This window comes from Paenibacillus sp. Marseille-Q7038, assembly GCF_965111595.1.
In genome coordinates this window covers 742,645-766,987 of sequence record NZ_CBCOOM010000002.1, presented here as the reverse complement: position 1 = coordinate 766,987, position 24,343 = coordinate 742,645, and the positions used below count along the sequence as shown (strand labels likewise).

Below are 24,343 nucleotides of genomic sequence, written 5' to 3'. Positions count from 1 at the left end.
TCCTGTATGATGAAAGAATCCATATCCATTAAGGAGTTGTCTACACTTATGATTACCACCGTTACCTTAAATGCTGCACTAGACAAAGTGTATACCCTGCCGAATTTTCAGCTAGATCAGGTGCATCGCCTTGAACATGCGGTTACTGTTCCGGGCGGCAAAGGCATTAATGCCGCCCGAGTCCTGCGCCTACTCGGAGCACCTGTAGGCGCCACGGGTATCGTTGCCGGACACACGGGCCGGCAAGTGCTGGACGGGCTGCGCAGCGAAGGCATCGCAGCCGACTTTGTGGAAGCCGCGAACGGAGAAACGCGGCTGGCCATTACGGTGCTGGGGTCATCGCCCAGCACCCAGACTGAGCTCATCGAGACGGGGCCACCCGTCACCCGTGATGAGCTTGCGGCGCTGCGCCGCAAAGTAATGACCCTGGCGCGAAGCTCCGCCTGGGTCGTGTTCTCGGGCAGCCTGCCGCAAGGCTGCCCTGCTGGGCTGTACGCCGAGCTGATCGCTCTGGCGAAGGCGCAAGGTGCACGCACCGCGCTCGATGCAAGCGGCGAGGCGCTCGCGGAAGGGCTCCAAGGCGGACCGGATCTGGTGAAGCCAAACGCAGAGGAGGCGGCCCGCTATGCCGGGGTTTCCGCGATCACCCCGGATACGGCTAGGACAGCTGCTGTACAGCTCGTAAAAGCTGGGGCCAAGCTTGCCGTTGTCTCTCTCGGCGCAGATGGTGCTATAGCTGCAACAGCAGACACTATATACCGCGTAGAGGTTCCTGCTGTCTCCATCGTAAGTCCGCTCGGCAGCGGAGATGCTATGGTAGCAGGCATGGTGGCAGCAGCCCTGAAACACCCGGATGACATTCCATCGATTCTAAGGCAAGGTGCTGCATGCGGTACTTCAGCAGCGCTCCATCCCATGGCCGGTGTCCTATCAACAGAAGATGTAACCAAACTGGAGCTGCAAATATCTGTTCAACAGGAATAAACGGATATTCCTGTTTTCGTAACCTTTCTGCCATTCGTCTCGTTTATTAATTGTAACGACGTCAATATACGAAGGGATAGTGAATTCATTGATTAATCAAAAAAAGGGGTGGCGTTCTCGGGCGCTAACCTTATCACTTGCCGCCATTATGGTGTTTCCTATCGCAGCCTATATACCCACAAACGACGCTTCAGCAGCGGTTAAAAAATATCCGATTATCTCGCAGCCCTTTAAAATCGAAGGGACAAACTCACGTATTGGCACGATAAATAAAAATGGTTCGACGTACATCGCACTCCGGAATCTAAACACCTCGTTAGGATTAAAAACGAAGTACGTTCCTTCTACCCAGCTCGTTCAAGTGACAGGGAGAAATCGAACGATGGAAATTAGTCTGTCCAATAGTTCTTACCTTCTGAACGGTCAGCCAGTCTTAGGTCCTGAGGTTATCCTACAGGACGGCACGACATATCTTCCGCTTCGTTTCTTGTCAGAGAGCTTCGGTTACGAGGTAACGTACGAAAATAAATCAAAGACTGCCGAATTGAAAGCCATATCGGAGAACGCGCTCTCCGTTACTGCCGAAACGATCGGAGCAGACGGGGACGGAAAATCACTGCTTGTATTCTACCCTGTCTTGTCTAAATTTAAAAATACCGAGGTACAGCAAAAAATCAACAACTTCCTGAAACAAGAAGCCGATCAATCCGTTTCCGCTGGATTAAAAGAAATGGAACCGGCCGTCAAAGAAAATGACTCCCTGTTAGCTAAAGATCCTAATGCTTCGATCCGGCGCCCGAGCCTCGATGGACGATTTACCGTCACGTATAACGAAAAGGGACTGCTAAGCATCTATGTTGATTACTACATCTACACAGGTGGGGCGCACAGTTTTACCGCTCGAAAAGCCTATACCTTTGACCTCTCGACAGGCGAGCTACTCACATTGAAAGAGGCCACAGGTGACCATTCTGATTATGTTACGATCATTAATCAGAAAATAAAGAAACAGATTTCTGATCGCAAACTGCCTCTAATCGCTCCGTTCAAGACAATTGAACGAGATCGTGATTTTTTCCTAAGTCATAAAGGAATCGTTATCTACTTTACGCAATACGAGTATACTGCCTTCGCGGAAGGCATGCCGAAGTTTGTTATCCCATACTCTGCCTTTACAAAACGCTGAGGGATTAGATTAAAATATTGACCTACCCGTAATTTTCAAAATATAAGTCTTCAAGTTCCTATACCATGTAACACAACAAAAGGCCCCTCGGGGCCTTTTGTTTACGTATGAAGTGTGGACTAGCTTGCTTTCAACTAACCTGAAGTCTAAAATGAATAAGAAACTATATGTATGCGCATGTAAGTATTGAACAGCTTTGTGTTACTTGCTCCATATAGGTGTAATAATAGTAAGAATCTATTCACGGAGGGATTATCTATGACCATTACTCACTTGCAAGATACAGTAACTCTTAACAACGGTGTGAAAATGCCTCAGCTCGGCCTTGGGGTATGGAAAGCGAAAGACGGAGAAGAAACTTACGCAGCCGTTAAGCATGCAATTCAGCACGGATATCGTGCAATTGACACAGCTGCCGCATATAAGAATGAAGAAAGTGTCGGAAAAGCAATAAAAGATTCCGGTGTTCCTCGCGAAGAACTTTTCATTACAACCAAAGTATGGAATGCAGACCATGGTTATGATGCTACCATTCGTGCTTTTGAAACCAGTTTAGAAAAACTTGGCCTTGAATATCTTGATTTATATTTGATCCACTGGCCGGTAAAAGATAAATATAAAGATACGTGGAAAGCACTCGAACGCCTATACAGTGACGGTAAAGTCCGTGCGATTGGAGTATGTAATTTCAATATTCATCATCTGGAGGATCTGCTCAGCGAAGCCAAAACGGTTCCTGCGGTCAATCAGTCCGAATTCCATCCGTATCTTACACAAGAACCGCTTCGTGAATTCTGTAAATCCAAAGGAATTTATTTCGAGGGCTGGTCACCACTTGGTAATGGTAAACTGCTAGACAATGCTTCGATCCAGGAAATTGCAAATAATTATAACAAAACAGTTGCTCAAGTTATTCTTCGCTGGCATCTGCAGAATGATGCGATTACGATTCCTAAATCCGTTACACCAAGCCGTATCGAAGAAAATGTAGCGATTTTTGACTTCGAATTAACGGCAGAAGACATGAACACAATTAACAGCTTGAACAAAGATGAGCGTACAGGCCCGGACCCAGATAACTTTAACTTCTAATAAAACGGCAGCTACGCAGAAAAATTCTAACAGCGCATGTCCTTAAAGTATTGAATTTGTCCTTTTAGCCAGGATGTAATTTCATGTCTTTAAGGACATGTTTTTTTCTGCTTACTAATTCTGATCTCTGGACCCATATATTTGTTTCACCCGCTCATAGTCTTCTTTCTCGTTCATATTTATAAACATCTCTTCAATCCGAGCAGCAGGAATGTCAGTAATGGCTTCCAGCTCGGATTCGGTTATATAACGAACGGTAAGCTTAGAGAGCGCATCCCTTACTCTGCGATTATCTTTCCTAAGCTGGTTCTCGAGCATATCCATCACGCTATGATGATACACTGCTGCTAGGGGATGAATCTGGTCTCTGATCTGCGGTACAAGAGCCTGAACTCCCGAATCAAGATCGACCTCCATTACCTGAACCATCGCAGATAATAGTTCTGCACGAATCAAAGGAATATCACAGGAAGCAACCACATACAGATCCGCTTCCCCCCGAAGCATTCCTGCTTGAATCCCTGCTAGCGGGCCGCTCCCCGAATAGATATCTTTGACCTCTATATACTCAGAATCCATGTCTTCTCTGCTTACAGACCCTGTTGCAATATAAACTTTTGATGTCATGCTGGACAGCTCCCTTGCTATGATGTCCAGAACCCTGCTATTCCCAAGCTCGAGTGCAGCCTTATCTATCCCCATACGCCGGGATGCTCCGCCAGCCAAAACAATGCCTGCCATCTTCATCTGCCAAACCTCTCCGTTCTTAATAAAATATGAGATCTACGTTCCTTCTTAAGAATACTATATAACGAACAGGGTCCATTTCCTGTTCACCTATTATCCACATCATTAACATCTTAGAATAAAAATAAATTGTATCCCCTTACAATTACGTGCTAAAGTGTTAACAAAACATGAATTTACGCCAAAATATAAGATACCACCGAAAGGAATGGCTTACCTTTGCGTACGTCCTCTTTTTCGCAGCTGAAGCTGTATAATTTCTTTGTCTATGGAGCCATTGCAGTCTTTACCAGCTTCTTTCAAATCTATCTTCAAGATATCGGTCTGACGAAAATCGAAATCGGCAGCCTGATGGCAATTGGTCCTTTTGTTTCTCTGTTTGCTAACCCTTTCTGGGGATATATGAGTGATCGTACCCAGAACATCCGTAAGACCGTACTTATTATGGTGGCGGGTACGCTACTATTTGTACAAGCTGTATTTTTAGCGCAGAGTTACAGTCTTATTTTTACGGCAATGATCTTTTACTATTTCTTTCAGAGTCCTTTATTTGCACAGACAAACAGTATGATTCTGACCTATATTGATGGAACGGACTATAAATTTGGTTCCTTCCGTTTATGGGGATCCATGGGCTGGGCTTTCACTGCCATTTTAGCAGGGCCGATCATGGATAGGCTCGGAGACTCCCAGATGTCTCTGGTCTTTAGTGTTTTGCTCATTATAGCCTTTGGGTTTGCGCTTCTTCTGCCTCGTCTACAACGATCATCGGATGCACCGATTGTTACCATGCGCGGATTCTCTCAGGTGATACTGAATCCCTATTTCATGACATTTGTGATCCTTGGAATTCTAGTATCCATTCCCAATGCAATGAATAGCTCATTTATTTCCTTGTACATTACTGAACTTGGCGGAAGCAAGCAAATGGTAGGTCTTGCCGTATTTATGTCTTCTATTCTAGAGATTGTTGTCTTTCTATTATTTGACCGTTTTCTGAAACGGAAAATGACCGTTATGCTCGCTTGTCTCACGGTTGTCAGTCTGCTCTTTGTGCTACGATGGGAACTGATGGCACTGGCAACAACTCCGATGCAGATTGCCTTTATCCAGCTGCTACATTCGGTTACATTTGGCGGATATTTTTATGTAGGAACCCAGCTGACCATGCTCTTCATTCCAAAACCATACCGGTCCTCGGGCCAAGCGCTCTACACGCTTTCCTGGAGTGGAGTTTCAGGTGTTATCGCCGGTATATTTGGTGGTTTTATGTTCCAGAACTTTGGAGCGTCCGTGATGTACCAGGTTGGCGTATTCATGGCTGCGGTCGGAACCATTGGTTTTGGTGTAATGTACTACATTGTACGAAGATACGGTTATCAGCCTCCACTTCCATCAAGCTACAATGTGAAATCTAGTTGATAGAATAAGTTGTTTTCCAAATCATAAAGGGCAGGAGTGGGCTGAAAATAATTCAACCCATTCCTGCCTTTTTATGAAATCATAACCTTATTTCTGAGATATTTCTTCTAGAAAAGAACCCACTACCTTATAAAAACCTTCTGGATCATCCAAATGAACCCCATGCCCGCACTCCTCAAAATGAGTAAGCTTCGTATTAACCCGGCGTTCTGCCATAAGCACAGCCTGATCTTTATCTAGAACGAAGCTTTTACCTCCATGAATTAGTAATGCAGGGCAGACTGTCCTCATCCATTCTTCCCACCAATCTCCGTTCAGTAGCTGTTGAGAAATAGGTATTCCTTTCAGATCAGCTCGAAATCCCCACCCAATTTCATTTTCATATATACTCTCCATAAAATATTCAATGTTGTTCATCCCATTCTTTTTGAGCAACGCTCGCAACTCTTTCAGTGAACCTGATTGATTCGGGAGAGACTTCGTAAACGACATATCACTATTTATGACTGCTCCAATGTCTTCTATTATTAAGGCTTCTACGAGTTCGGGGTATTGTGCTGCAAACTGGTATGCGTTGGCTCCACCAAGTGAATGGCCAAGAATGGTAACTTGCTGTCCATGTAGCTCACTTTGGATGAAACGATAAATGTCCTCTATATAACTTTCTCTTGTATATTCTCCAGCAGGAGGGTGGTCACTCCATCCGTGACCACGTTGGTCGAGACATAGAACACGCCAACCTGATAACCGAGGAGCCAACTCAGAGAATGTTTTAGCATCTCCCATATGTCCATGCAGCATAAGAAGATGGTGATCCCCGTCACCGCCGTAATCTAGATACGATAGCCGTAATGACCCTGAGTAAAAATACTTTCTACTGAGGGTCTGATTTTCACTCTTTTGATACATATCATGTTTCCTCCAATTTGATAAGAACTCTGGTTCTTATCAACAAAATAACAGATAATAGTGACAGAAATAGTCATTATTAAGATCATAAAGGATGATTTCATGTCTAAATCCAAAAGGCTCCTGGAATTAATGCTGACTGTAAACCAGAAGCGAATCTTTACGGTAGGAGAACTTGCTGGTGAATTTGGAGTATCCAAACGTACCATACTTCGAGATCTTCAAGAGCTGAGTGAACTTGGAGTTCCTCTTTATTCAGAAGTTGGACCGCACGGGGGCTACCGCATATTGCAAGACCGGATGCTTCCGCCCATTGCTTTTTCCGTGGAAGAATCTGTAGCGATCTTTTTTGCCGTGCACGCCCTTCGTCATTATAATTCTCTTCCATTTGAGTCAGAAACCGTTTCCGCACTAGGGAAATTTTATAACTTTATGCCGCAAGATACACGAGATCGCATTGATCAAATGAAAAACAGAGTTGATTTTATTACACCTAAACGGACAGCTCTTGCCCCTTACCTCACTCTTTTACTGGATGCGGCAATCGATCAAAAAATATTGTGTGTAGAATATGACTCGCAAACCCAATGCTCTATCCGCGAAATTCAGCCCCTACAGATTTATGCAAGAAGCGGACTTTGGTACTGCTTAGCCTATTGTTACGAAAAACAAAGTAACCGTGTATTTCGCTGTGACAAGATGAAGTCTGTTACTCTTTCTCCAGTTAAGCCAAAACATCGGAGCGGAACCCTTCCCTCTATAAAGAGTGATATAGAAAACTCCACACCGAACATAGATTCCGTCTCCATTCGTGCAGAACTGACTAGTAGAGGAATTGAACGATGCGAAGCCGAGCCTTGGTCAGAACCACAGCTTTATATCCGGGAAGACCAAACAGGCTGGCTCGAAGGAGTGATCCAGAAAAAAGATCTCCCTTATTTTGCTCAGTTTTTTATTGGTCTAGGCGAAGACGTCCGCATCATAGAATCTTATGAACTTGAAAAGGTCATACGTCTCTGTCTAGCTGAGCTTGTCATAAAGTACAACAAAGACATAAGTGCAGAATAAAAACAAAAGCCCCTTCTCTGTCAGAAACAGAAAAGGGGCTTATTTTTATTTTCTTATGCTTTTGGCAAATGGAATGAACTCTTCAGAGATACCACCCGGTTAAATACCGGTTTGCCTGGCTCTGAATATTTAGGATCCACATTAAAGTATCCATGACGGAAGAATTGGAACTTATCTTGTGGTTTCGCATCTTTCATGTTCGGCTCCACAAAACCTTGAACAATCGTAAGCGAATTCGGGTTCAGCTCATCAAGGAATGATTTCTCCACAGGTTCCCCTGCTTCCTTCTCTTCCTCAAGCTCATCATCGCTTTCCGGCTCTTCTTTGTTAATGAGTGGTTCGAACAAACGGAATTCCGCAGGAATTGCTTGAGTCGCTTCTACCCAGTGAATCGTTCCTTTTACTTTACGGCCGGTAAATCCAGAGCCGCTCTTCGTTTCAGGATCATAGGTACAGTGGATCTCCACAATATTACCTTCTTCGTCTTTAATCACATCGTTACACTTGATAAAGTAAGCATGTTTCAGGCGAACTTCGTTCCCTGGGAACAAGCGGAAGTATTTATTCGGCGGATTCTCCATGAAATCTTCACGCTCAATATAAATCTCACGGGAGAAAGGAATCTCGCGTTTGCCCATCTCTTCATTCTCTTGATTATTCTCTGCTTCAAGCATTTCGACTTGTCCTTCTGGGTAGTTGGTAATTACCACTTTGATTGGATCAAGTACGGCCATCGTACGCGGTGCCTTCAGCTTCAAGTCTTCTCTGATAAAATGCTCAAGCATTCCGAGATCAACCAGTCCTTGGCTCTTCGAGATTCCTGTCTCATAGACGAACTCGCGCAGAGCTTCCGGTGTATAACCACGGCGACGCAGACCAGAAATGGTCGGCATACGCGGATCATCCCATCCGTCTACATGTTTCTCATCGACGAGAAGCTTCAGCTTCCGTTTGCTCGTTACGGTTTGCGCGAGATTCAAACGGCCAAATTCATATTGATGCGGCTTCGCTTCAAGTTCACAATGCTCAATCACCCAGTCATAAAATGGACGTTGGTCCTCAAATTCCAGGGAGCAAAGGGAATGAGTAATTCCTTCAATTGCATCTTCAATAGGATGAGCAAAGGTATACATCGGATAGATGCACCACTTATCCCCTGTATTATGATGCGGGATATGCGCGATACGGTAAATAATAGGATCGCGAAGATTGATATTCGGCGAAGCCATATTGATTTTGGCACGAAGCACACGCTCTCCGTCTTTAAACTCCCCGTTACGCATACGAGTGAACAGATCAAGGTTCTCTTCAACACTGCGATCCCGGTAAGGACTGTTTGTACCTGGCTCTTTTAAGGTTCCGCGCATTTCACGAATTTGATCAGGACTAGAATCATCCACATAGGCAAGTCCCTTTTTGATAAGGATTACAGCACGGTTGTACATTTCTTCAAAATAGTCAGATGCAAATGGATTCTCTTTCCATTCATAACCAAGCCATTTTACATCCTCACGGATCGAGTTTACATACTCCGTATCTTCTTTAGCTGGGTTCGTATCGTCAAAACGCAAATTTGTCGTCCCGCCAAATTCCTCAGCGAGAGCAAAGTTAATCCAAATCGCTTTGGCATGTCCAATATGAAGGTAACCATTGGGTTCCGGAGGAAACCGGGTCACCACTTCTTTTACTTTTCCTGTACGAAGATCCTCAGAGATCACATTTTTTATGAAATTGGAGGGTGTTAACGGCTTCTCCATGATGATCAACCTTTCTTTACGTGATAAGTTCTGTAGTTCAAAAAATACCTTCTATTAAATATACCTTTTCAGGCGTTATTCAGCAATAATGTAGGATAATGAGGAAAAGCACGCAGGGATCATATCTATTCTAAATATATTCCCTGCAGAGCAGTATACCCCTTACGATCAGCATTCCCAAGTTATCTGGTACAGATAACCTGAAGCATGCGAAATGTTCGTAAATTGATAGAACTTCTATCCCTTAAATTGGTATAACTACAGCATCTCTCGCCTTTTGACGACAGGCTTAATATAAGGTAGCATGAAGGAAATGAGGTGTTAAAGGAGTATTAGTGATGAAAGCGATGAAGCTGCCCAAAGAACAGAAGGATCAAATGATACGATTGATTCAAGCTTATTTTGAAACAGAGCGCGGAGAAACCATCGGTGATTTGGCGGCAGATGGCGTTCTCGATTTTTTCATGACACAGCTTTCACCCTATGTTTACAATCAAGCTCTAAGTGACTGCCGAGTGTTATTGAATCAGCGAATGATCTCCTTAGAAGAGGATGTTTATGCACTAGAGAAAAACATCAAATTATCCCGTTGATTCTTGTTTTTTAGTTAGTCTTTATCTCATATATGTTCTTTTACTTTGATTTCTATGATTTTAATTAGAAGGAAGGTTTGATCATGTTTGCGTACAAGTTAGATGATGATATTGAACTTAAGCCCCTGTCCATGGAGCATACGGGTGCCTTGTATAGTTTGACAGATAAGTCTCGTGAGCGGCTTCGGGAATGGCTTCCTTGGGTGGACAATGTAACAGAAGAAACACACACCGTTCAGTTTATCAAGAATGCGATTCGCCAAGCTGCGGATAATGGTGGATTTACTGCAGGGATCTGGGTAAAAGGCGAACTTGCCGGTGTCATCGGGTTTCATGAGATCGATTGGCATAATCGCACCGTAGGTATCGGTTATTGGCTTGGTAAAGTTCATGAGGGGCAAGGGATCATGAGCTCAGCTTGCCGCGCTCTCGTTGATTACGCCTTGCTCGACCTGGATTTGAACCGGGTGGAGATTCGCTGTGCAACCAACAATCATCGCAGCCGCGGGGTTCCAGAAAGACTCGGGTTCGTCCTTGAGGGCATTATCCGCCAAGCAGAGAAATTACCGCTCGGCTATGTAAACCATGCTGTATACGGCATGCTTCAAAGTGAATGGAAATTACTTCGTTAATCAGCATCGTTACATTCCTACATAAAAAGATGATTTATGATGTATACAGGCATTTTGCTAACCCGCTCGGTTATGCAGAATGCTTTTTATATTTAATCTACTCTTAAGGCTGTGTTCATACCGCACTCATTCTGATCGGTTATCTTTAAATAGCCGCGAATGAAGGGAAGGTATTATTAATGAATGACAAAGTATCAAATTGGGTCATGTCAAGCTCGTTTGCCATGATGTTAACCATTGGGATGGCTGTCAGCACCAGTCCTTATGCGAGCAGTGGTCAACCCGCTTCAAACACAGACAAATCACAGCACTCCACTATTGATAACCGAAGTACAGCAGGACGACAACAAAACGTAGCTGTAACCCCGCAGGAAACAGAACGTTCAGACCATTCAAATAAGCAAAATAATAAATAAGATGTTCCTGAGTGTCTCCTTAAGCAAGTACAAGAATTCATACAATTGACAAAGAGGCTGACCTAGGCAATTAGGTTAGCCTCTTTTGGATGACCGTTTATAGCATATACCTCATTAAAATGTCGTCAACATATTTTCCTGCGATGTAAAACTCTGAACTAAGTCTTCCCTCTTCCATAAACCCATATTGCTTATAGAAAGCAAGTGCAGTAAGGTTGCTAGATAATACACGCAGACGAAGTTTGCGAATCCCTTCACTTTTCGCATGTTTCATCATCGAGTCCATAAGTGACTTGCCGATCCCCTGCCGCTGATAAGCCGGATGCACGGCAATATGAATCTCATATACATGATTGTTGCTACACAAGGAGGTTGGAGGTCTAAAACCAATATATCCGCAAAGCTTGTTATTCTTCAGAGCAATGAACTGATTTCCTGGCGGAGATGCCAATAAATATGCTTCTTTTGATTTCCAAAGAACGGGTGCAGGTGCATTATGCTCGTCCCATATTAGAGCATCCAGCTCCATCAGCTGCGCTACATCCTGAAGATTCGATCTTCGCACTGTCAGAGCTTCTCTGGTTAATACCATCTGCGATCTACCTTTCTTTTTGCAAGCCATTGTATTTTTCCTATTCTACCACATGCTATACATAACTAGACAAAACAGCACAAAATCCGAGTTTTTTTGGCCTGTGATGTGCTCCGGATCAGCTCTTCAAAGACATACATCATGGCTTGTTCCACACATATCCTCTAGGAGGATCCTGACATGAGATTTCCTAAAGCAAAGTTTCTGCATACGCTAGCAAAATTAATGTGCAAAAAAAGCAAAAAAGCCATCAGTGAACGGATCTCAATCGTTCACTGATGGCTTCAAATTATCATATAAAAATTTTTATTCTCTGATGTTTCACCTCATATAAGGGCGGGTAATGAAGATCAAGGCATTATGAGACAGGCAAAAGACCTCCTCCACATGCCATATCATGGACCACTCCCGAAAATCCGTCATGAACAGGTTTCGTTCCCCCGAACCTGGCCATGACGGATTTTTTTATATACTACAATGATTCTTGGAAACGAAAGATACTACTCTGTAATGGACTGCATCGTAGTTGGATTGGAACTCATCGGGATATCTGTCTCTTCCTTCGTGACTACTGTATTGACTGGTTTATGGAGATAAACAGCATAATAGGCTGCAGCTACGAAGATGGCTCCCCCCGTCAGATTTCCAAGCCAGACAGGAATAAAGTTCATGATGTATTGTCCCCAAGTAAAATGTCCTTCAAAAATCGCAGCTGGGATAAGGAACATATTAGCTACCACGTGCTGAAATCCTAAAGCTACAAAAGCAGTGGTCGGAATCCAGATCCCCACAATTTTAGCACTCATTGAATCCGCAGCATAAGCAAGCCAAACGGCTAAAGCTACCAGCCAGTTACAGCCAATACCAGAAACAAAAGCTTGCAGAAAAGACTCATCTATTTTATGTCCTGCTACATCCACCACTTTATCAAGGTATACGCCTTGGCCTGTCAATCCTAGTACATGACCAAATAAGTAAGCTACAAAAATAGCTCCTACAAAGTTCGAAAATGTGACTAGCGTTAAATTCCAAAATACTTCCCGCGTTGTAATTTTACGCGCCAATCGTGCAAGTGATAATGCCATCATATTTCCGGTGAGCAACTCCCCGCCTGCAATCAAGACTAGTGTAAGTCCTATGGGGAAAACAAGAGCCCCAATGAGTCCATTCATACTCCCCCATGCTTCAGGAGCTGCAGCAATCACTCGTATATACAATAGATATCCTAAGGCAATGTACGCACCTGCCAAAAAACCTAATATCAGAACCACGATAGCGGGATTATGGGCTTTATGTTCACCTGTATCCGCCGTTAACTCAGCAACTGTTGCCGGTTTTAATGCTGCCATAGTCGGAATAACTTCCTTTCACCTATAGATTACGTATCTAAGGTTTATTGTAAATCTTCTTCCAACTCAAGTTTGTTACTAAAATCACACAGTACAGAATTTTCACAACTTCTGGTCTTAAGAAGCAATAAAAAACCATCCGTACAATGATGTACGGATGGTTCTTGTTATACAGATACGGTTTCTCTTGTTGGTACCGGCTCTAGTGCTGCTTGCCCTACAGTGTTGAGGAAATTCCAAGGCTTATTGTAATGAGGCTGGAAGAAAAAGTCGATAAAGGCCAGCTGATCTACCGTCATTTCATTCTGAATGCATACGGAAATTGTATTGATTGACTGTGTTAGATCGGCTTCACTCATCATCTGAGCACCCACAATTCGGCGGGATTCTGTCTCATAGATGACTTTTATAAGGACTTTCTCCGAAGTAGGCATAAACTCAGGACGATAACTATCTTCAATCGTCACCGCTTGAACCGCCATACCTGCTGCTTTTGCCGCAGCTTCTGTTACTCCCGTTCCTGCAATATTTTGTTCATAAATTTTAATTCCTGATGTCCCTTGAGTACCCATATAAGGCATAGTAGGGTTTACCAGGTTTCGAGCTACAAGCATGCCCATACGAACCGCATTTGTTGCTAGTGGAATATATGCGCTTTGACGAGTTGGGTTATAATAGATGGCTGCGCTGTCCCCTGCTGCGAAAATATCAGGATTACTTGTGCGCATATAACGATCCACAAGAATCGCTCCATTTGGCATCATATCAACTTTACCCTTGAGTAAGGCTGTATTCGGACGGAAACCGATACAGAGGATAACTAGATCCGTTTGGTATTCTCCTTTATCGGTTACGACCGCAGTGACTTTTCCATCTTTTCCTTCAAATCGGCTTACTTTCTCGCCAAGAACAATTTCAATTCCTTTATCCGTAAGCGACTTTTGGACACGATCCGTGAATTCAGCATCGAGATATTTACTTAGAATCCGATCTTCCGCATCGATTAGGGTAACTTCTTTTCCATTCATTTGGAATGCTTCGACGAGCTCAATACCGATGTATCCTGCACCGACGACGGTCACATGACGTACATCTTTTGATTTCTCGATAATCGTGTTGGAATGATTATAATTTTTGCACAGGAGTACGTTTTCTAGTCCAACGCCTTCAAAGTTTGGAATAATAGGCCAAGACCCTGTTGTCATAATCAGTTTATCGTAAGTGTCTGTGATTTCTTCGCCGGTTTCTAGATTACGCGCCGTCAGCTTGTGACCTTCCGTATCAATATCTGTAACTTCGTGCAGCATTTTCGTTTCGACTCCAAGTTCTTTCAGCTGCTCGGGAGAAGAGTAAAACAATCCATCCGGGTCTTTCACTACCCCGCCAACATAAAGCGCAATACCGCAAGATAGAAAAGAAATGTTATCATTACGCTCGTATACCGTAATCTGAGCATCGGGATAAAGCTTAGCCGTATTCACAATAGCCGCCGTACCTGCGTGTGTACATCCAACAACAGCAATTTTCATAATAAAGTTCCTCCTAAAGGTAAGTGATATAAAATCACATCGAATTTGATTTGTGAAAACTTTCACTAAATAAGCTATAAAAAAGTTATGGATATGCGTTTCGATTCCGCCTGACGATTTTTCTTAAAGATGTTCAGGCATTTGTTTTCTTGTGATTTAATTCACTAATGTTTATATCCTGATTATAATGTGATCTTTTTCACATTTCAAGCCCTTTTTATCATTTCTCTAAGATTTTTTCGCTTTTCGCACTCACTTAGGCTACTTTTGAACCATATTTCAATTGTTTTTACAATTATTAGGAGTAGAATAGAGGCTAACTTATTGATTATACGACCTCGCATTTTATTGTCATGCATATTGGGCCGGGGGGTCGTTCATGCGAAAGGACGTGTCTCGATGGATTTCCCTTGGAAACGAAATCTCGCTGTACTCTGGATCGGCGTCTTTTTTTGCAGTACAGCCTATTCAATTTCTATTCCCTTCTTACCTATCTTTATGAATACAGAGCTTGGTATCGGAGAAAACACACTCGAATTATGGTCTGGCGTAGCCTTTGGGATTACCTTCCTTGCCAGTGCACTCATTTCTCCCTTTTGGGGCTCTTTAGCTGATAAATACGGGCGCAAACCGATGCTTATACGGTCTGGTTTCGCCCTTTCCCTTCTTTACCTGATCAACTACTTCGTACATGACCCTTATCTGTTTATTATTGTACGAATCTTTCAAGGGTTACTGGCTGGATTTGTTCCCGCATCCATTGCTCTTGTCGCCACCAATACTCCAGAAGCAAAGACAGGATATGCGCTTGGGATTATGTCTACAGCTGGTGCGACAGGCAGCATCATTGGTCCGCTCATTGGAGGTGTGGTCAGTCACTACTATGGCAATCGGAACGCCTTTTTATTCTCTGCAATTATCGTGCTTGTCTCTGCTCTGATTGCTACTTTCTTTGTGAAGGAGCATAATTTCGATCGTTCCTCACCCCGTTCCAGAGTAAGAGATGACATTAAGCAAGCGTCTGCCAACAAACCTTTTATGGCACTGCTGGGGGTTATGGCCGTAACTACCTTCTCTGTCATGATTTTAGAACCGCTGCTTACCGTATACGTCATGGAGATGGGTGTAGACAAAAGTAGTGCTTCCCTGACTTCAGGCATCATCTTCTCTTCTGTCGGGATCGCCACGATTATTATGGCTCCTCGCTGGGGTAAAATCGGGAGAAAGATCGGTTACTCTAAAGTACTTATGATTGGGCTGATCGGCGGCGGACTGGGAAACATCGCTCAATTCTTTGTGAGTGACTATATCGGTTTTGGAATTCTGCGCTTCGGTTATGGTTTGTTTTTTGCAGCTGTCTATCCCACAATTAATGCACTTATCGTGGAAACTACAGACTCCTCTTTCCGAGGAAGAGCGTTCAGTCTGAATCAATCGGCCTCGCAGCTGGCTACAATGGCAGGACCCATCGTAGGTGGATTACTCGGCATCTGGCTGCCAATCCGCTGGATTTTCATTCTTAACGGCTTGACACTCCTTGTAGCCGCATGGCTTATTGTTCGCAATGGCAACCTCCATCTCATGATCAAATCTGCAAAATCAAAACGAATCACAGTGAAGCAGCAGACTCATCTCAAACAGAGGTCGTAATTTTTTTAAACGAAAAAGCATCATGGGCAATCCCATGATGCTTTTCTTATATCTATTTTTCAATGGAATGAATGATAAAATTTAAGTAGCTCTTATAATAATTTCTCAATAAGTGCTGTCATCTCTTCCGGAGATTGCTTAGGTTCAAAACGCTCCACAACTTCCCCATTACGATCAATCACAAACTTTGTAAAGTTCCATTGAATGTCGCTGCTCTCTCCGCTTCCAGGTTTTTGTTCTTTTAGGTATTGGAAGATGGGGTGAGTGTTCTCTCCGTTTACATCAACCTTAGCAAAGATGGGGAAACTTACACCATAATTGATTTGGCAAAATTCTTCGGCTTCTTCACTCGAACCCGGTTCTTGTCCACCAAACTGATTGCATGGGAACGCAAGAACGACCAATCCTTGGTCTTTATAACGATCATATAACTTTTGTAATTCCCCATATTGTGGAGTCAGTCCACACTTACTGGCTGTATTAGCGATGATGACTACTTTACCTTTATACATCTCTAGTGAGACTTCCTGATTTGTCGGTGTCTCTGCTTGATACGAATATATAGACATATTTTTAATTCCTCCTCTTTTTCTTACTAACTACTTCTAGTATTCTATACTATACCCATTTTCCTTCTCTTCAAAGATTCTCTATGTAAACCCGCTGTCCCTGCTATAACAAAAAAACAAAGACCAAAAAGACCAAGGATACTTCCCTTGGCCTGCATACTAACCAAACCGGGCTTACTTCACCACACCGTCAGTTCTTTTATAGTTTGTACCGATACCTGTTCAGCTTAGGATGATTAAGGTGAAGCTACCTGCTAACACCATTATCATAGATGAATTTGCCGTCCATTAATGTAGCGACAATGGAAATGTCCTTTATTCGAATCGGATCCACCTCGGTCGGATCTTCCTCTAGAATGACGAAGTCTGCCCTTTTTCCATGTTCAATCGTTCCTGTCTCTGCTTCTTCAAAACTCAGTTCTGCACCATAACTTGTCATCGCCCGCAGAGCAGTCAGCACATCGATTCTCTGCTCGGCACCTAATACTTTACCACTGCTTGTTACCCGATTCACTGCGGCCCATACTAAAAATAAAGGAGAGATAGGAGTTACAGGGCAATCGGAATGAAGAGTGAACAGAACCTCAAGCTCCTTTGCCTCTGCAAGCGGACTAATTCTCGCCGCTCGCTGCGGTCCAAGAAACAGCTTCTCATGCCGATCGCCCCAGTAATAAACATGATTGATAAAAAAGGAACCTGCTACCCCAAGTTTCTGCATTCGCTTCAAATCTTCCTTGGTAGCTGTCTGAACATGCTCAATCCGGTGCCGATGATCACTGCGTGGATTCGATGTCAACGCATATTCAAATGCATCTAATATAGAACCAATGGCCCGATCCCCATTCCCATGTACTGCGATACGAAACCCTTTATCATGCCATTCCTTCACTTCCCTATTTAATTGCTCCTGCGATTTAATAAGTTCACCATACCGCTCAGCATCACAGAAGTACGGCTCTCGAAGTGCACCGGTCAACCCTTGAATAGATCCATCTTGAAACAGTTTGACGCTGTCGAGCGAAGCTCTGCCGCCTGAACGCTCGCGTATGTAAGCATCCACCTTTTCCGCATCCATCGATTGCAGTTTCTTATCCTCATTCAGCTTATCGCTAGATACCATCAGCTTCAGGCGAAATGGAATGGCTCCTTGTTCGATTGCCTTCATACATAAATCCATATCATCTATATCCATACTCACCCCTATTTTGGCATCCGTAGACATCGTAATTCCCTGAGAAGCATAAGTATGTGCCTCTTCTCGAAGTAAGGAGAGGACTTCTTCTTCACTTGGTCCTGGCAGATGCGAGCCCACAAGCATTGTCGCCCCCTCATAAAGAATACCGTTCAATTGTCCGCTCGCATCCCGGCCAAGACGTCCTCCCTTTGGGTCCTGCATTTGATCCTGAATACCCGCTATGGATAGTGCAGCCGAATTCGCCACACACAAATGCCCCGAGATGTGATATACCACAACCGGATGTTTCGGGGCAGCCGCATCGAGATCTGCTTTGGTCGGATGTCTCATATCAAGTAAAGAAGTATCGTCATACCCAAAACCTACAATCCAGGTATCTTCTCCCACTTCCGCAGCCTTTTCAGAAATTCTCTTTTGAATATCAGCAATGGTTTGATTCAGCGGGCTTTTGCAATCAATGAATCGTTTCAGCATAATAGCACTAATTAGGTGATTGTGTGTTTCAATAAAACCTGGAAGCACCGTTTTCCCTTGAAGATCAATAACCGCATTGTCATCAGACATTAAGATTTCTTCCCGTGCAGGATTGGTTTCCTTCCACAAGGCGCTGATTTTACCATTCTTCACACCAATTGCCCCTGCTTTATTGTTATCACCATCTAAGGTCAGCACATTCGCATTAATTAACAACAGATCAAGTTCTATCATTTTTAAAAAATCCTCCTGTCCTATAAGCTCGAGATTTCTACAAAATCCAGTCCATTTAATATGCCCAAAATAAAACAACTAATGATTCTGCTCGGTTAAGATATTCTCGAGGTTAGAAGGGATTGGCTCACAGGTTCAAAACAATTCCTTGAATCTTCCATATTTTGATATATAATATAAAAAATCATGAGTTAAGGAGCCGTGGATATGCAGCCTACATTCGTAACCGAAAGACTGATACTAAGACCTCTTCAACTAGCTGACGCACCGTCGATACAGAAACTTGCTGGAGAGAAGGAAGTAGCAAGTACTACTTTATCTATTCCTCATCCTTATCCGGATGGTGCAGCAGAGGCTTTCATTATGGCTACTCATGATAGATACCGTAAGAACCTCGGAAGCACCTTTGCCTTGGTCTCGAAGGAAACGAGTGAACTTCTCGGCTGTGCAGGAATGCATATCGTCAGCGATTATAACAGAGCGGAACTCGCTTACTGGATCGGCAAACCTTATTGGGGAAGCGGCTACGCGACAGAGGCGGTACAGCGTATGATGGAGTATGGATTTGATGAGCTGAAGCTCAATCGGCTCTGGGCCGCTGCCTTGACTAGAAATCCTGCTTCTTCCGCCGTTATGCAGAAGAATGGAATGAAGTATGAAGGAACGCTCGTACAACATATCAAGAAGTGGGGAGAATACGAAGATCTCGTCTATTACGGTATAACGATAAGCGAATATGAAACAGCCCTACATTAAAAATAAAAGAGGCAGATACCAATGTATCTGCCTCTTTTCTATATACGCTTCTTAGAATTTAATTGTTAGGATCTATCATTAGTCCATCACTAGATGGTTACTGTACCCCGCATTTCCTCAGCCCTAGCGTTCCGTTCCTCCGCTGTCATTCTAGGGCATGTAAAACATTTGCGATTCTTCCCATCCGATACCCGGTAGAACTCGCAGCATGCGTCTTTCATTCGAAACGGTTCTTCCGTATTTAGCGGATTCTCTATGTATACAGGCTCCAGATCAAATGGATTCTTTTTGACATTAAATACGTCCGAACCAAAACCTTGCACAGCCTCTAAGTCTGCTGTCAGATAATCCGCAAGCTCCTGCTCCCCGCAGGACAGTCCTCCCTTAAACAGATCCACATAATAAACGAGGACAGCGGGTAACTGCTTCCATAATGCTAAAACAGGCACTCTCCCTCCTGCTGCCAATCCCTCTATTATTGGACTGAGTGTTCTAACATAGAACTGCTCCAGCATCTGTCTGCGTTCAGATGCATCCGCGTGATTCACGAGTTCACGTTCTTCTGTCTTGTGAAGTACAAAGGATAACTGCGGCACACCGGAATCATTCAACTTCATCTGTATACTTAGGTTCGTGAGGGAGAGATCCACATAGGTACCGCACTTCGAGATCATATAATGGGCTGCTGCAAGCAGACCGCGAATGGTATGCATTACATACACCGCAGCTACTCCTATGGTCTCAGCCTGAAGATGGCGCTGATACATCTCTAGCCATGGCTTTCCATATTCCGGACGGATCAGCTCAAGCAAACTAATATCTCTTACCGATTCTGGGGAGGGCTTTGTGTGAATTCCTCCATATTGAGCAAGTACAGCATAATCTAGCGCCATCTTCATCTCCCCACTTTCCTTTTCAGATTATTTCTATCTATAAAATCTATACACCAGCAACCTGGCGTACTTGAGTTTGTATTGAACTTTCCACACCGATAAGTCCTCTTTGCTCCTTACCTGCAAGTGCATATGGCAGACAGAGCGGAACGCCTGTCCGTGGATCCGTTACAATGTCTGCTTCAATTCCGAACACTTCTCTCAGCACGTCTGGAGTCATCACTTCCACCGGTGATCCTGTTGCAGCGGCCTTTCCTTGTTTGATCGCAATCATATGGTGCGCATAACGAGATGCATGATTCAGATCATGGACGACCATGACAATCGTGCGTTTTGCTGTAACATTCAGTTCCTCGAGTAACTGCAGTACTTCAAGCTGATGCGCCATATCAAGAAATGTCGTTGGTTCATCCAGAAAAAGAATGTCTGTATCTTGCGCCAGTGCCATTGCAATCCAAGCACGCTGACGTTGACCACCCGACAATTGATCAATAGGACGATCGTGGAATTCATGAAGACGAGTAGACTCAATGGCCCACTCAATCATTTTCTTATCCTCCGCTTGCAGTGAGCCAAAACCCTTCTGATAAGGAAAGCGTCCGTAAGACACCAGCTCTGTTACCGTCAGTCCTTCCGGCGCAGTTGGGTTTTGTGGAAGAATTGCCAGTTGTTTCGCCACTTCCCGAGTGGATTGCTTATGAATAGATTTCCCATCGAGTAATACTTGGCCCTTTTTCGGCTGCATTAGACGTGCCATTGTTTTAAGAATTGTAGACTTCCCAGAGCCGTTCGCACCTACTAGTGCGGTAATCTTGCCTTGAGGTATTTGTATATTCAGATCATCAACGATCAAACGGTCTTCATAAGCAATGCTTAGTCCTGCAGTTTCCAGGCGAAACATAAAATCATCTCCTCCACTTAATTGGCTAATCTATTGAAAAGCGGCATGCATGATGTATGTATGTGTAATATGAAGTTCAGACGAACAACAAATGAATAATTCATGATGATTTTTGTAATCTATTTAAAGATACTGATAATCATTATCACTTGTCAAGTCATGCTTTGTTAGTTTTTGCTGCCAATTGACTAAATAAACACAAAAAAACACGCCTTTTTTCAAAGGCGTGTTTTGAACTTTTGATATACCTATAATCGAATTAACGTCCTTTTCGTCCACCAGAACGACTGCGGTCACTGCTGCTCGAGGAACGACGGTTATCTCTGCTTTGAGATGATGAACCGCTGCGACTGCTGCTTTGTGAGCTTCTTCCACTGCCATAGCCGCCGCTGCTTGAACGTGATCTACCGCCAGCGCCAGCTGCTCCTTCTGAAGCAGAACGCCATGGGCGATCACTTTCCGCTCTCTTCGGGCCAGCACTGCCTCCAGAGCGAACACTTTCCGTTCTTTTCGGTCCCGTACTTCCTCCAGAGCGTCCATTACTGCGTGGTTTGTCCGAATCTTGACGTACAGGTTCGCTGCTTCGCTTGCTGCCCCCGCGCTCTAGATCATAGAAGGCACCTTGCTGTCCGCGGCTTCTGCCTCGGCCATTACCAGATGAATCTTCACTCTTGCGTGATCCACTGCGACCGCCGCTTCTTCCGCTGCCGGCACGGCTAGCTTCTCGTTTCGCATCAGGACGAACTCTGCGTGTTTCTCCACCGCTGCCCCATGAGCTTGTACCAAGAGCAAGCTTCTCGATCGTTCCCGGCTCACCAGCAACACCGCTTTGCCATACGGCGCGGTCAAGACGCTGCTCTGTTCCTTCTTCAATGCGTGCAATCTCCGGCTTGTCTTTCTGAGCAGCAAATGTAATTGCCAGCCCTTTGCCGCCTGCACGGCCCGTTCTTCCGATTCGGTGAATATAGCTTTCCGCATCATGAGGAATATCGTAATTGAATACATGCGTTACGCCTTCCACATCAAGACCTCGGGCTGCTACATCAGTAGCCACAAGAAGTTGCAGCTTCGCATTGCGGAATGCTTTCATTACTGTCTCGCGCTTCGCTTGAGAGAGGTCTCCATGAAGCTCGCCACTCGCATATCCAAGATCTTGCAAAGCTTCATTAAGAACCGATGCACGACGTTTCGTACGACAGAAAATAATGCCGAGGTATGGACGGTATTGCTCAATTGCCCCGATCAGTGCTTCTTGTTTCGTACGGTCCGTTACTTCTACTACTAACTGACGAATTTGTTTTACAGGAATTATATTACTTGACTGTACCTTCACATCAACAGGTTCTTTCATGTAAGCACGAGCCAGATTACGAATACCAGAAGGCATCGTTGCTGAGAAGAGCATCGTTTGACGCTTGTAAGGAAGAGCCTTCATGAGCATTTCCACATCATTTAGGAATCCCATATGCAGCATCTGATCTGCTTCATCCAGAACCAGCATTTTCACTTTATCAAGCACAAGGGTTCCACGGCCTAAATGATCCAGCAGTCTTCCCGGCGTACCAATGATGATCTGTGCTCCACCTTTAAGTTTGTGCAATTGTTTCTCAACATCTTGTCCACCGTAAACAGCGAGAACCCGGATATCTTCTCTTGATTCCGTCAGCTTCTTCGCTTCTGTTGTAATTTGTAGAGCTAGTTCTCTTGTAGGAGCTACAATCAGTGCTTGCGGAGAACGATCTTCCGCATTAAGACGCTGCAAGATCGGCAGCATAAAGGCGAAGGTCTTCCCTGTTCCTGTCTGTGCTTCCGCAATAATATCCGATCCTTGGAGCAAGATCGGAATCGATTTTTCTTGTACCGGTGTCGGTACCGCAATTCCCTGCAAACGCAGTGCTTCATTCCATTCGGGCAGAACGCCCAACTTATCAAAACCTACCAAATTTTTCACCTCATGGTTTTATTTCCAGCTATTTTATATTCGTCTACCTTAAGCAACATGACTAGCAATTATTCTACTTCATGAACCGGCGCATCATAACAGACCCGCTCTTGGAAGGATAACGAAATTTAATATCAAAAGCATTGGTTTGCTTCAGTACACTTTTCATATGTGAGAATGCAGTGAAGCTGTACTCTCCGTGATAATTGCCCATGCCGCTTTCCCCTACGCCGCCAAATGGCAGATACGGTGTAGCTATATGCATAAGTGTATCATTAATAGACCCTCCACCAAAAGGTATTTGTTCAACAATTCGGTCTTGAACGGACTGATTGACCGTAAAGAGATACAAAGCGAGCGGTTTTGGCCTAGCATTTACCATATCTACGACTTCATCCAGGTGCTTATAGGTCATCATTGGTAAAATTGGGCCAAATATTTCTTCCTGCATAACAGGACTTTCCCAAGACACTTCATCAAGCAAGGTTGGTGCTATTTTCAGCGATTCAGGATCTGCCTCCCCGCCAAGAACAACAGAGCCATTCGTAAGGAAGGATTCCAATCGCTCAAAATGTCTAGGGGTAACGATTCTCCCATAATAATCACTCAATAGCGGTTCCTTACCGTAGAATTGTTTGATCGCCTTTTCATATTCCGTGACAAATGCGTCTCTTACACTCTCATGAACCAGTAAATAATCAGGAGCGATACAAGTTTGCCCGCTGTTTGTCAGTTTACCAAAAGCAATCCGCTTTGCAGCAAGCTTCATATTGGCATCATGGTGAACGATACAAGGACTTTTCCCGCCCAGCTCCAGCGTCACGGGAATCAGACGCTCGGAAGCAGCTTTCATGACCACCTTACCAACGGCTACACTGCCTGTGAAAAATATTTTATCAAAAGGTTCAGCTAGCAGCATCTCGCTTGCCTCTACACCGCCCTCTACAGCTGTTACAAAAGCAGGATCAAATACTTCACCGATCATCGAAGTGATGACAGCCGATACATGCGGTGTCAGCTCCGAAGGTTTAATGACAGCCGTATTCCCGGCTGCAATTGCTCCGATCAGGGGAGAGATCGCAAGCTGAAATGGATAGTTCCAAGGTGCAATAATCAGTACACTGCCATAAGGTTCAGGGACAATGTATCCCTTACTGCCAATATGGGTTTTTGCCGTCTTTACTTTTCGAGGCTTCATCCACCGCTTCAAACGTTTAGATACGAATGAGATTTCCTCAAACAAAATACCGATCTCGGTCATATATGCTTCTTGTTCGCCTTTGCTAAGATCAATCTTCAGTGCTTCCAAGATTTCAGATTCTCTGCGCCGAATAGCCTCTTTCAGTAAATCAAGCTGTTGTATCCTTGCTTCATAACGCCGGGTTGCGCCCGTTCTATAGTAAAGTTTCTGTTTATGTACCATTTCGCTTACGTTCATTAGGACTTACCCCCT

General features: G+C 44.1%; 22 protein-coding genes. 10 read left to right on the top strand and 12 right to left on the bottom strand.

Features of this window, described 5'->3' with window-relative positions; translation table 11 throughout:
* The first annotated feature begins 6 nt into the window (after nt 1-6).
* The 3 genes from ACWPWY_RS20690 to ACWPWY_RS20680 all read left to right on the top strand — a co-directional run bounded on the left by ACWPWY_RS20690 (nt 7) and on the right by ACWPWY_RS20680 (nt 3,262).
* Complete coding sequence (locus ACWPWY_RS20690) at nt 7-984, top strand: 1-phosphofructokinase family hexose kinase (protein ID WP_454193479.1); 978 nt, start codon at nt 7-9, stop codon at nt 982-984.
* Between the two features lie 88 nt (nt 985-1,072).
* On the top strand, nt 1,073-2,170 hold the full coding sequence (locus ACWPWY_RS20685; protein ID WP_454193478.1) for a stalk domain-containing protein: 1,098 nt from the start codon (nt 1,073-1,075) through the stop codon (nt 2,168-2,170).
* Between the two features lie 258 nt (nt 2,171-2,428).
* On the top strand, nt 2,429-3,262 hold the full coding sequence (locus ACWPWY_RS20680; protein ID WP_454193477.1) for an aldo/keto reductase: 834 nt from the start codon (nt 2,429-2,431) through the stop codon (nt 3,260-3,262).
* A 114-nt stretch (nt 3,263-3,376) separates the two neighbouring features.
* On the opposite strand, the gene mobA is transcribed toward ACWPWY_RS20680, so the two are convergent.
* Nucleotides 3,377-4,009, bottom strand: coding sequence for a molybdenum cofactor guanylyltransferase (mobA, locus tag ACWPWY_RS20675; RefSeq protein WP_454193476.1), 633 nt, complete (start codon nt 4,007-4,009; stop codon nt 3,377-3,379).
* A 219-nt stretch (nt 4,010-4,228) separates the two neighbouring features.
* Here mobA and ACWPWY_RS20670 point away from each other — a divergent pair, with 219 nt between their 5' ends.
* The gene (locus ACWPWY_RS20670; RefSeq protein WP_454193475.1) at nt 4,229-5,431 is read left to right on the top strand and encodes an MFS transporter; all 1,203 of its coding nucleotides are present in this window, start codon (nt 4,229-4,231) and stop codon (nt 5,429-5,431) included.
* An 87-nt stretch (nt 5,432-5,518) separates the two neighbouring features.
* Here ACWPWY_RS20670 and ACWPWY_RS20665 read toward each other — a convergent pair whose 3' ends face one another.
* Nucleotides 5,519-6,340: an alpha/beta fold hydrolase gene (locus ACWPWY_RS20665; protein ID WP_454193474.1), complete on the bottom strand. Its 822-nt coding sequence runs from the start codon at nt 6,338-6,340 to the stop codon at nt 5,519-5,521.
* 102 nt (nt 6,341-6,442) lie between these two features.
* Between ACWPWY_RS20665 and ACWPWY_RS20660 the strand changes: the two genes are divergently transcribed.
* On the top strand, nt 6,443-7,408 hold the full coding sequence (locus tag ACWPWY_RS20660; protein ID WP_454193473.1) for a helix-turn-helix transcriptional regulator: 966 nt from the start codon (nt 6,443-6,445) through the stop codon (nt 7,406-7,408).
* A 53-nt stretch (nt 7,409-7,461) separates the two neighbouring features.
* Here the strand turns inward: ACWPWY_RS20660 and ACWPWY_RS20655 are convergent, their stop codons facing one another.
* Complete coding sequence (locus ACWPWY_RS20655) at nt 7,462-9,165, bottom strand: glutamine--tRNA ligase/YqeY domain fusion protein (protein WP_454193472.1); 1,704 nt, start codon at nt 9,163-9,165, stop codon at nt 7,462-7,464.
* Nucleotides 9,166-9,503: 338 nt separating this feature from the next.
* On the opposite strand from ACWPWY_RS20655, the gene ACWPWY_RS20650 reads away from it, so the two are divergent.
* From ACWPWY_RS20650 to ACWPWY_RS20640, 3 genes are all read left to right on the top strand, one after another.
* Complete coding sequence (locus tag ACWPWY_RS20650; RefSeq protein ID WP_191800633.1) at nt 9,504-9,758, top strand: DUF2164 domain-containing protein; 255 nt, start codon at nt 9,504-9,506, stop codon at nt 9,756-9,758.
* An 83-nt stretch (nt 9,759-9,841) separates the two neighbouring features.
* Nucleotides 9,842-10,390 (top strand): GNAT family N-acetyltransferase, encoded by a 549-nt coding sequence (locus tag ACWPWY_RS20645; protein WP_454193471.1) that lies wholly within the window; start codon nt 9,842-9,844, stop codon nt 10,388-10,390.
* Nucleotides 10,391-10,569: 179 nt separating this feature from the next.
* Nucleotides 10,570-10,806 carry a hypothetical protein gene (locus tag ACWPWY_RS20640; RefSeq protein ID WP_454193470.1) on the top strand — a complete coding sequence of 79 codons (237 nt, stop codon included), beginning with the start codon at nt 10,570-10,572 and terminating at the stop codon, nt 10,804-10,806.
* A 97-nt stretch (nt 10,807-10,903) separates the two neighbouring features.
* Here ACWPWY_RS20640 and ACWPWY_RS20635 read toward each other — a convergent pair whose 3' ends face one another.
* The 3 genes from ACWPWY_RS20635 to ACWPWY_RS20625 all read right to left on the bottom strand — a co-directional run bounded on the left by ACWPWY_RS20635 (nt 10,904) and on the right by ACWPWY_RS20625 (nt 14,276).
* Nucleotides 10,904-11,428, bottom strand: coding sequence for an N-acetyltransferase family protein (locus ACWPWY_RS20635; RefSeq protein ID WP_454193469.1), 525 nt, complete (start codon nt 11,426-11,428; stop codon nt 10,904-10,906).
* A gap of 470 nt (nt 11,429-11,898) precedes the next feature.
* Entirely contained in the window at nt 11,899-12,747 is an 849-nt protein-coding gene (locus ACWPWY_RS20630; RefSeq protein WP_454193468.1) for a formate/nitrite transporter family protein, read from the bottom strand.
* 167 nt (nt 12,748-12,914) lie between these two features.
* Nucleotides 12,915-14,276, bottom strand: a complete 1,362-nt coding sequence (locus ACWPWY_RS20625) for an FAD-dependent oxidoreductase (RefSeq protein WP_454193467.1) — start codon at nt 14,274-14,276, stop codon at nt 12,915-12,917.
* A gap of 399 nt (nt 14,277-14,675) precedes the next feature.
* Between ACWPWY_RS20625 and ACWPWY_RS20620 the strand changes: the two genes are divergently transcribed.
* Nucleotides 14,676-15,926: an MFS transporter gene (locus ACWPWY_RS20620; RefSeq protein ID WP_454193466.1), complete on the top strand. Its 1,251-nt coding sequence runs from the start codon at nt 14,676-14,678 to the stop codon at nt 15,924-15,926.
* 92 nt (nt 15,927-16,018) lie between these two features.
* Here ACWPWY_RS20620 and ACWPWY_RS20615 read toward each other — a convergent pair whose 3' ends face one another.
* Both ACWPWY_RS20615 and ACWPWY_RS20610 read right to left on the bottom strand, forming a co-directional pair.
* Entirely contained in the window at nt 16,019-16,495 is a 477-nt protein-coding gene (locus ACWPWY_RS20615) for a glutathione peroxidase (RefSeq protein ID WP_454193465.1), read from the bottom strand.
* A 247-nt stretch (nt 16,496-16,742) separates the two neighbouring features.
* On the bottom strand, nt 16,743-18,398 hold the full coding sequence (locus ACWPWY_RS20610; protein WP_454193464.1) for an amidohydrolase: 1,656 nt from the start codon (nt 18,396-18,398) through the stop codon (nt 16,743-16,745).
* A 207-nt stretch (nt 18,399-18,605) separates the two neighbouring features.
* On the opposite strand from ACWPWY_RS20610, the gene ACWPWY_RS20605 reads away from it, so the two are divergent.
* A complete protein-coding gene (locus tag ACWPWY_RS20605) occupies nt 18,606-19,154 on the top strand; it encodes a GNAT family N-acetyltransferase (RefSeq protein ID WP_454193463.1) in 549 nt (182 codons plus the stop codon).
* An 89-nt stretch (nt 19,155-19,243) separates the two neighbouring features.
* Here the strand turns inward: ACWPWY_RS20605 and ACWPWY_RS20600 are convergent, their stop codons facing one another.
* The 4 genes from ACWPWY_RS20600 to ACWPWY_RS20585 form a co-directional block, all read right to left on the bottom strand.
* On the bottom strand, nt 19,244-20,047 hold the full coding sequence (locus ACWPWY_RS20600) for a hypothetical protein (RefSeq protein WP_454193462.1): 804 nt from the start codon (nt 20,045-20,047) through the stop codon (nt 19,244-19,246).
* 46 nt (nt 20,048-20,093) lie between these two features.
* Nucleotides 20,094-20,948: an ABC transporter ATP-binding protein gene (locus tag ACWPWY_RS20595; protein ID WP_454193461.1), complete on the bottom strand. Its 855-nt coding sequence runs from the start codon at nt 20,946-20,948 to the stop codon at nt 20,094-20,096.
* 259 nt (nt 20,949-21,207) lie between these two features.
* Nucleotides 21,208-22,899 carry a DEAD/DEAH box helicase gene (locus tag ACWPWY_RS20590; protein ID WP_454193460.1) on the bottom strand — a complete coding sequence of 564 codons (1,692 nt, stop codon included), beginning with the start codon at nt 22,897-22,899 and terminating at the stop codon, nt 21,208-21,210.
* A gap of 64 nt (nt 22,900-22,963) precedes the next feature.
* Nucleotides 22,964-24,328 carry an aldehyde dehydrogenase gene (locus tag ACWPWY_RS20585; RefSeq protein ID WP_454193459.1) on the bottom strand — a complete coding sequence of 455 codons (1,365 nt, stop codon included), beginning with the start codon at nt 24,326-24,328 and terminating at the stop codon, nt 22,964-22,966.
* Nucleotides 24,329-24,343: the final 15 nt, after the last annotated feature.

What these genes read in the sequence shown, in the direction of transcription:
- ACWPWY_RS20690 (WP_454193479.1), top strand. Translation starts at nt 7, where the DNA reads ATGATGAAAGAATCCATATCCATTAAGGAGTTGTCTACACTTATGATT.
- ACWPWY_RS20680 (WP_454193477.1), top strand. Translation starts at nt 2,429, where the DNA reads ATGACCATTACTCACTTGCAAGATACAGTAACTCTTAACAACGGTGTG.
- mobA (WP_454193476.1), bottom strand. Translation starts at nt 4,009, where the DNA reads ATGAAGATGGCAGGCATTGTTTTGGCTGGCGGAGCATCCCGGCGTATG.
- ACWPWY_RS20665 (WP_454193474.1), bottom strand. Translation starts at nt 6,340, where the DNA reads ATGTATCAAAAGAGTGAAAATCAGACCCTCAGTAGAAAGTATTTTTAC.
- ACWPWY_RS20660 (WP_454193473.1), top strand. Translation starts at nt 6,443, where the DNA reads ATGTCTAAATCCAAAAGGCTCCTGGAATTAATGCTGACTGTAAACCAG.
- ACWPWY_RS20655 (WP_454193472.1), bottom strand. Translation starts at nt 9,165, where the DNA reads ATGGAGAAGCCGTTAACACCCTCCAATTTCATAAAAAATGTGATCTCT.
- ACWPWY_RS20650 (WP_191800633.1), top strand. Translation starts at nt 9,504, where the DNA reads ATGAAAGCGATGAAGCTGCCCAAAGAACAGAAGGATCAAATGATACGA.
- ACWPWY_RS20645 (WP_454193471.1), top strand. Translation starts at nt 9,842, where the DNA reads ATGTTTGCGTACAAGTTAGATGATGATATTGAACTTAAGCCCCTGTCC.
- ACWPWY_RS20640 (WP_454193470.1), top strand. Translation starts at nt 10,570, where the DNA reads ATGAATGACAAAGTATCAAATTGGGTCATGTCAAGCTCGTTTGCCATG.
- ACWPWY_RS20635 (WP_454193469.1), bottom strand. Translation starts at nt 11,428, where the DNA reads ATGGCTTGCAAAAAGAAAGGTAGATCGCAGATGGTATTAACCAGAGAA.
- ACWPWY_RS20630 (WP_454193468.1), bottom strand. Translation starts at nt 12,747, where the DNA reads ATGGCAGCATTAAAACCGGCAACAGTTGCTGAGTTAACGGCGGATACA.
- ACWPWY_RS20625 (WP_454193467.1), bottom strand. Translation starts at nt 14,276, where the DNA reads ATGAAAATTGCTGTTGTTGGATGTACACACGCAGGTACGGCGGCTATT.
- ACWPWY_RS20620 (WP_454193466.1), top strand. Translation starts at nt 14,676, where the DNA reads ATGGATTTCCCTTGGAAACGAAATCTCGCTGTACTCTGGATCGGCGTC.
- ACWPWY_RS20615 (WP_454193465.1), bottom strand. Translation starts at nt 16,495, where the DNA reads ATGTCTATATATTCGTATCAAGCAGAGACACCGACAAATCAGGAAGTC.
- ACWPWY_RS20610 (WP_454193464.1), bottom strand. Translation starts at nt 18,398, where the DNA reads ATGATAGAACTTGATCTGTTGTTAATTAATGCGAATGTGCTGACCTTA.
- ACWPWY_RS20605 (WP_454193463.1), top strand. Translation starts at nt 18,606, where the DNA reads ATGCAGCCTACATTCGTAACCGAAAGACTGATACTAAGACCTCTTCAA.
- ACWPWY_RS20600 (WP_454193462.1), bottom strand. Translation starts at nt 20,047, where the DNA reads ATGGCGCTAGATTATGCTGTACTTGCTCAATATGGAGGAATTCACACA.
- ACWPWY_RS20595 (WP_454193461.1), bottom strand. Translation starts at nt 20,948, where the DNA reads ATGTTTCGCCTGGAAACTGCAGGACTAAGCATTGCTTATGAAGACCGT.
- ACWPWY_RS20585 (WP_454193459.1), bottom strand. Translation starts at nt 24,328, where the DNA reads ATGAACGTAAGCGAAATGGTACATAAACAGAAACTTTACTATAGAACG.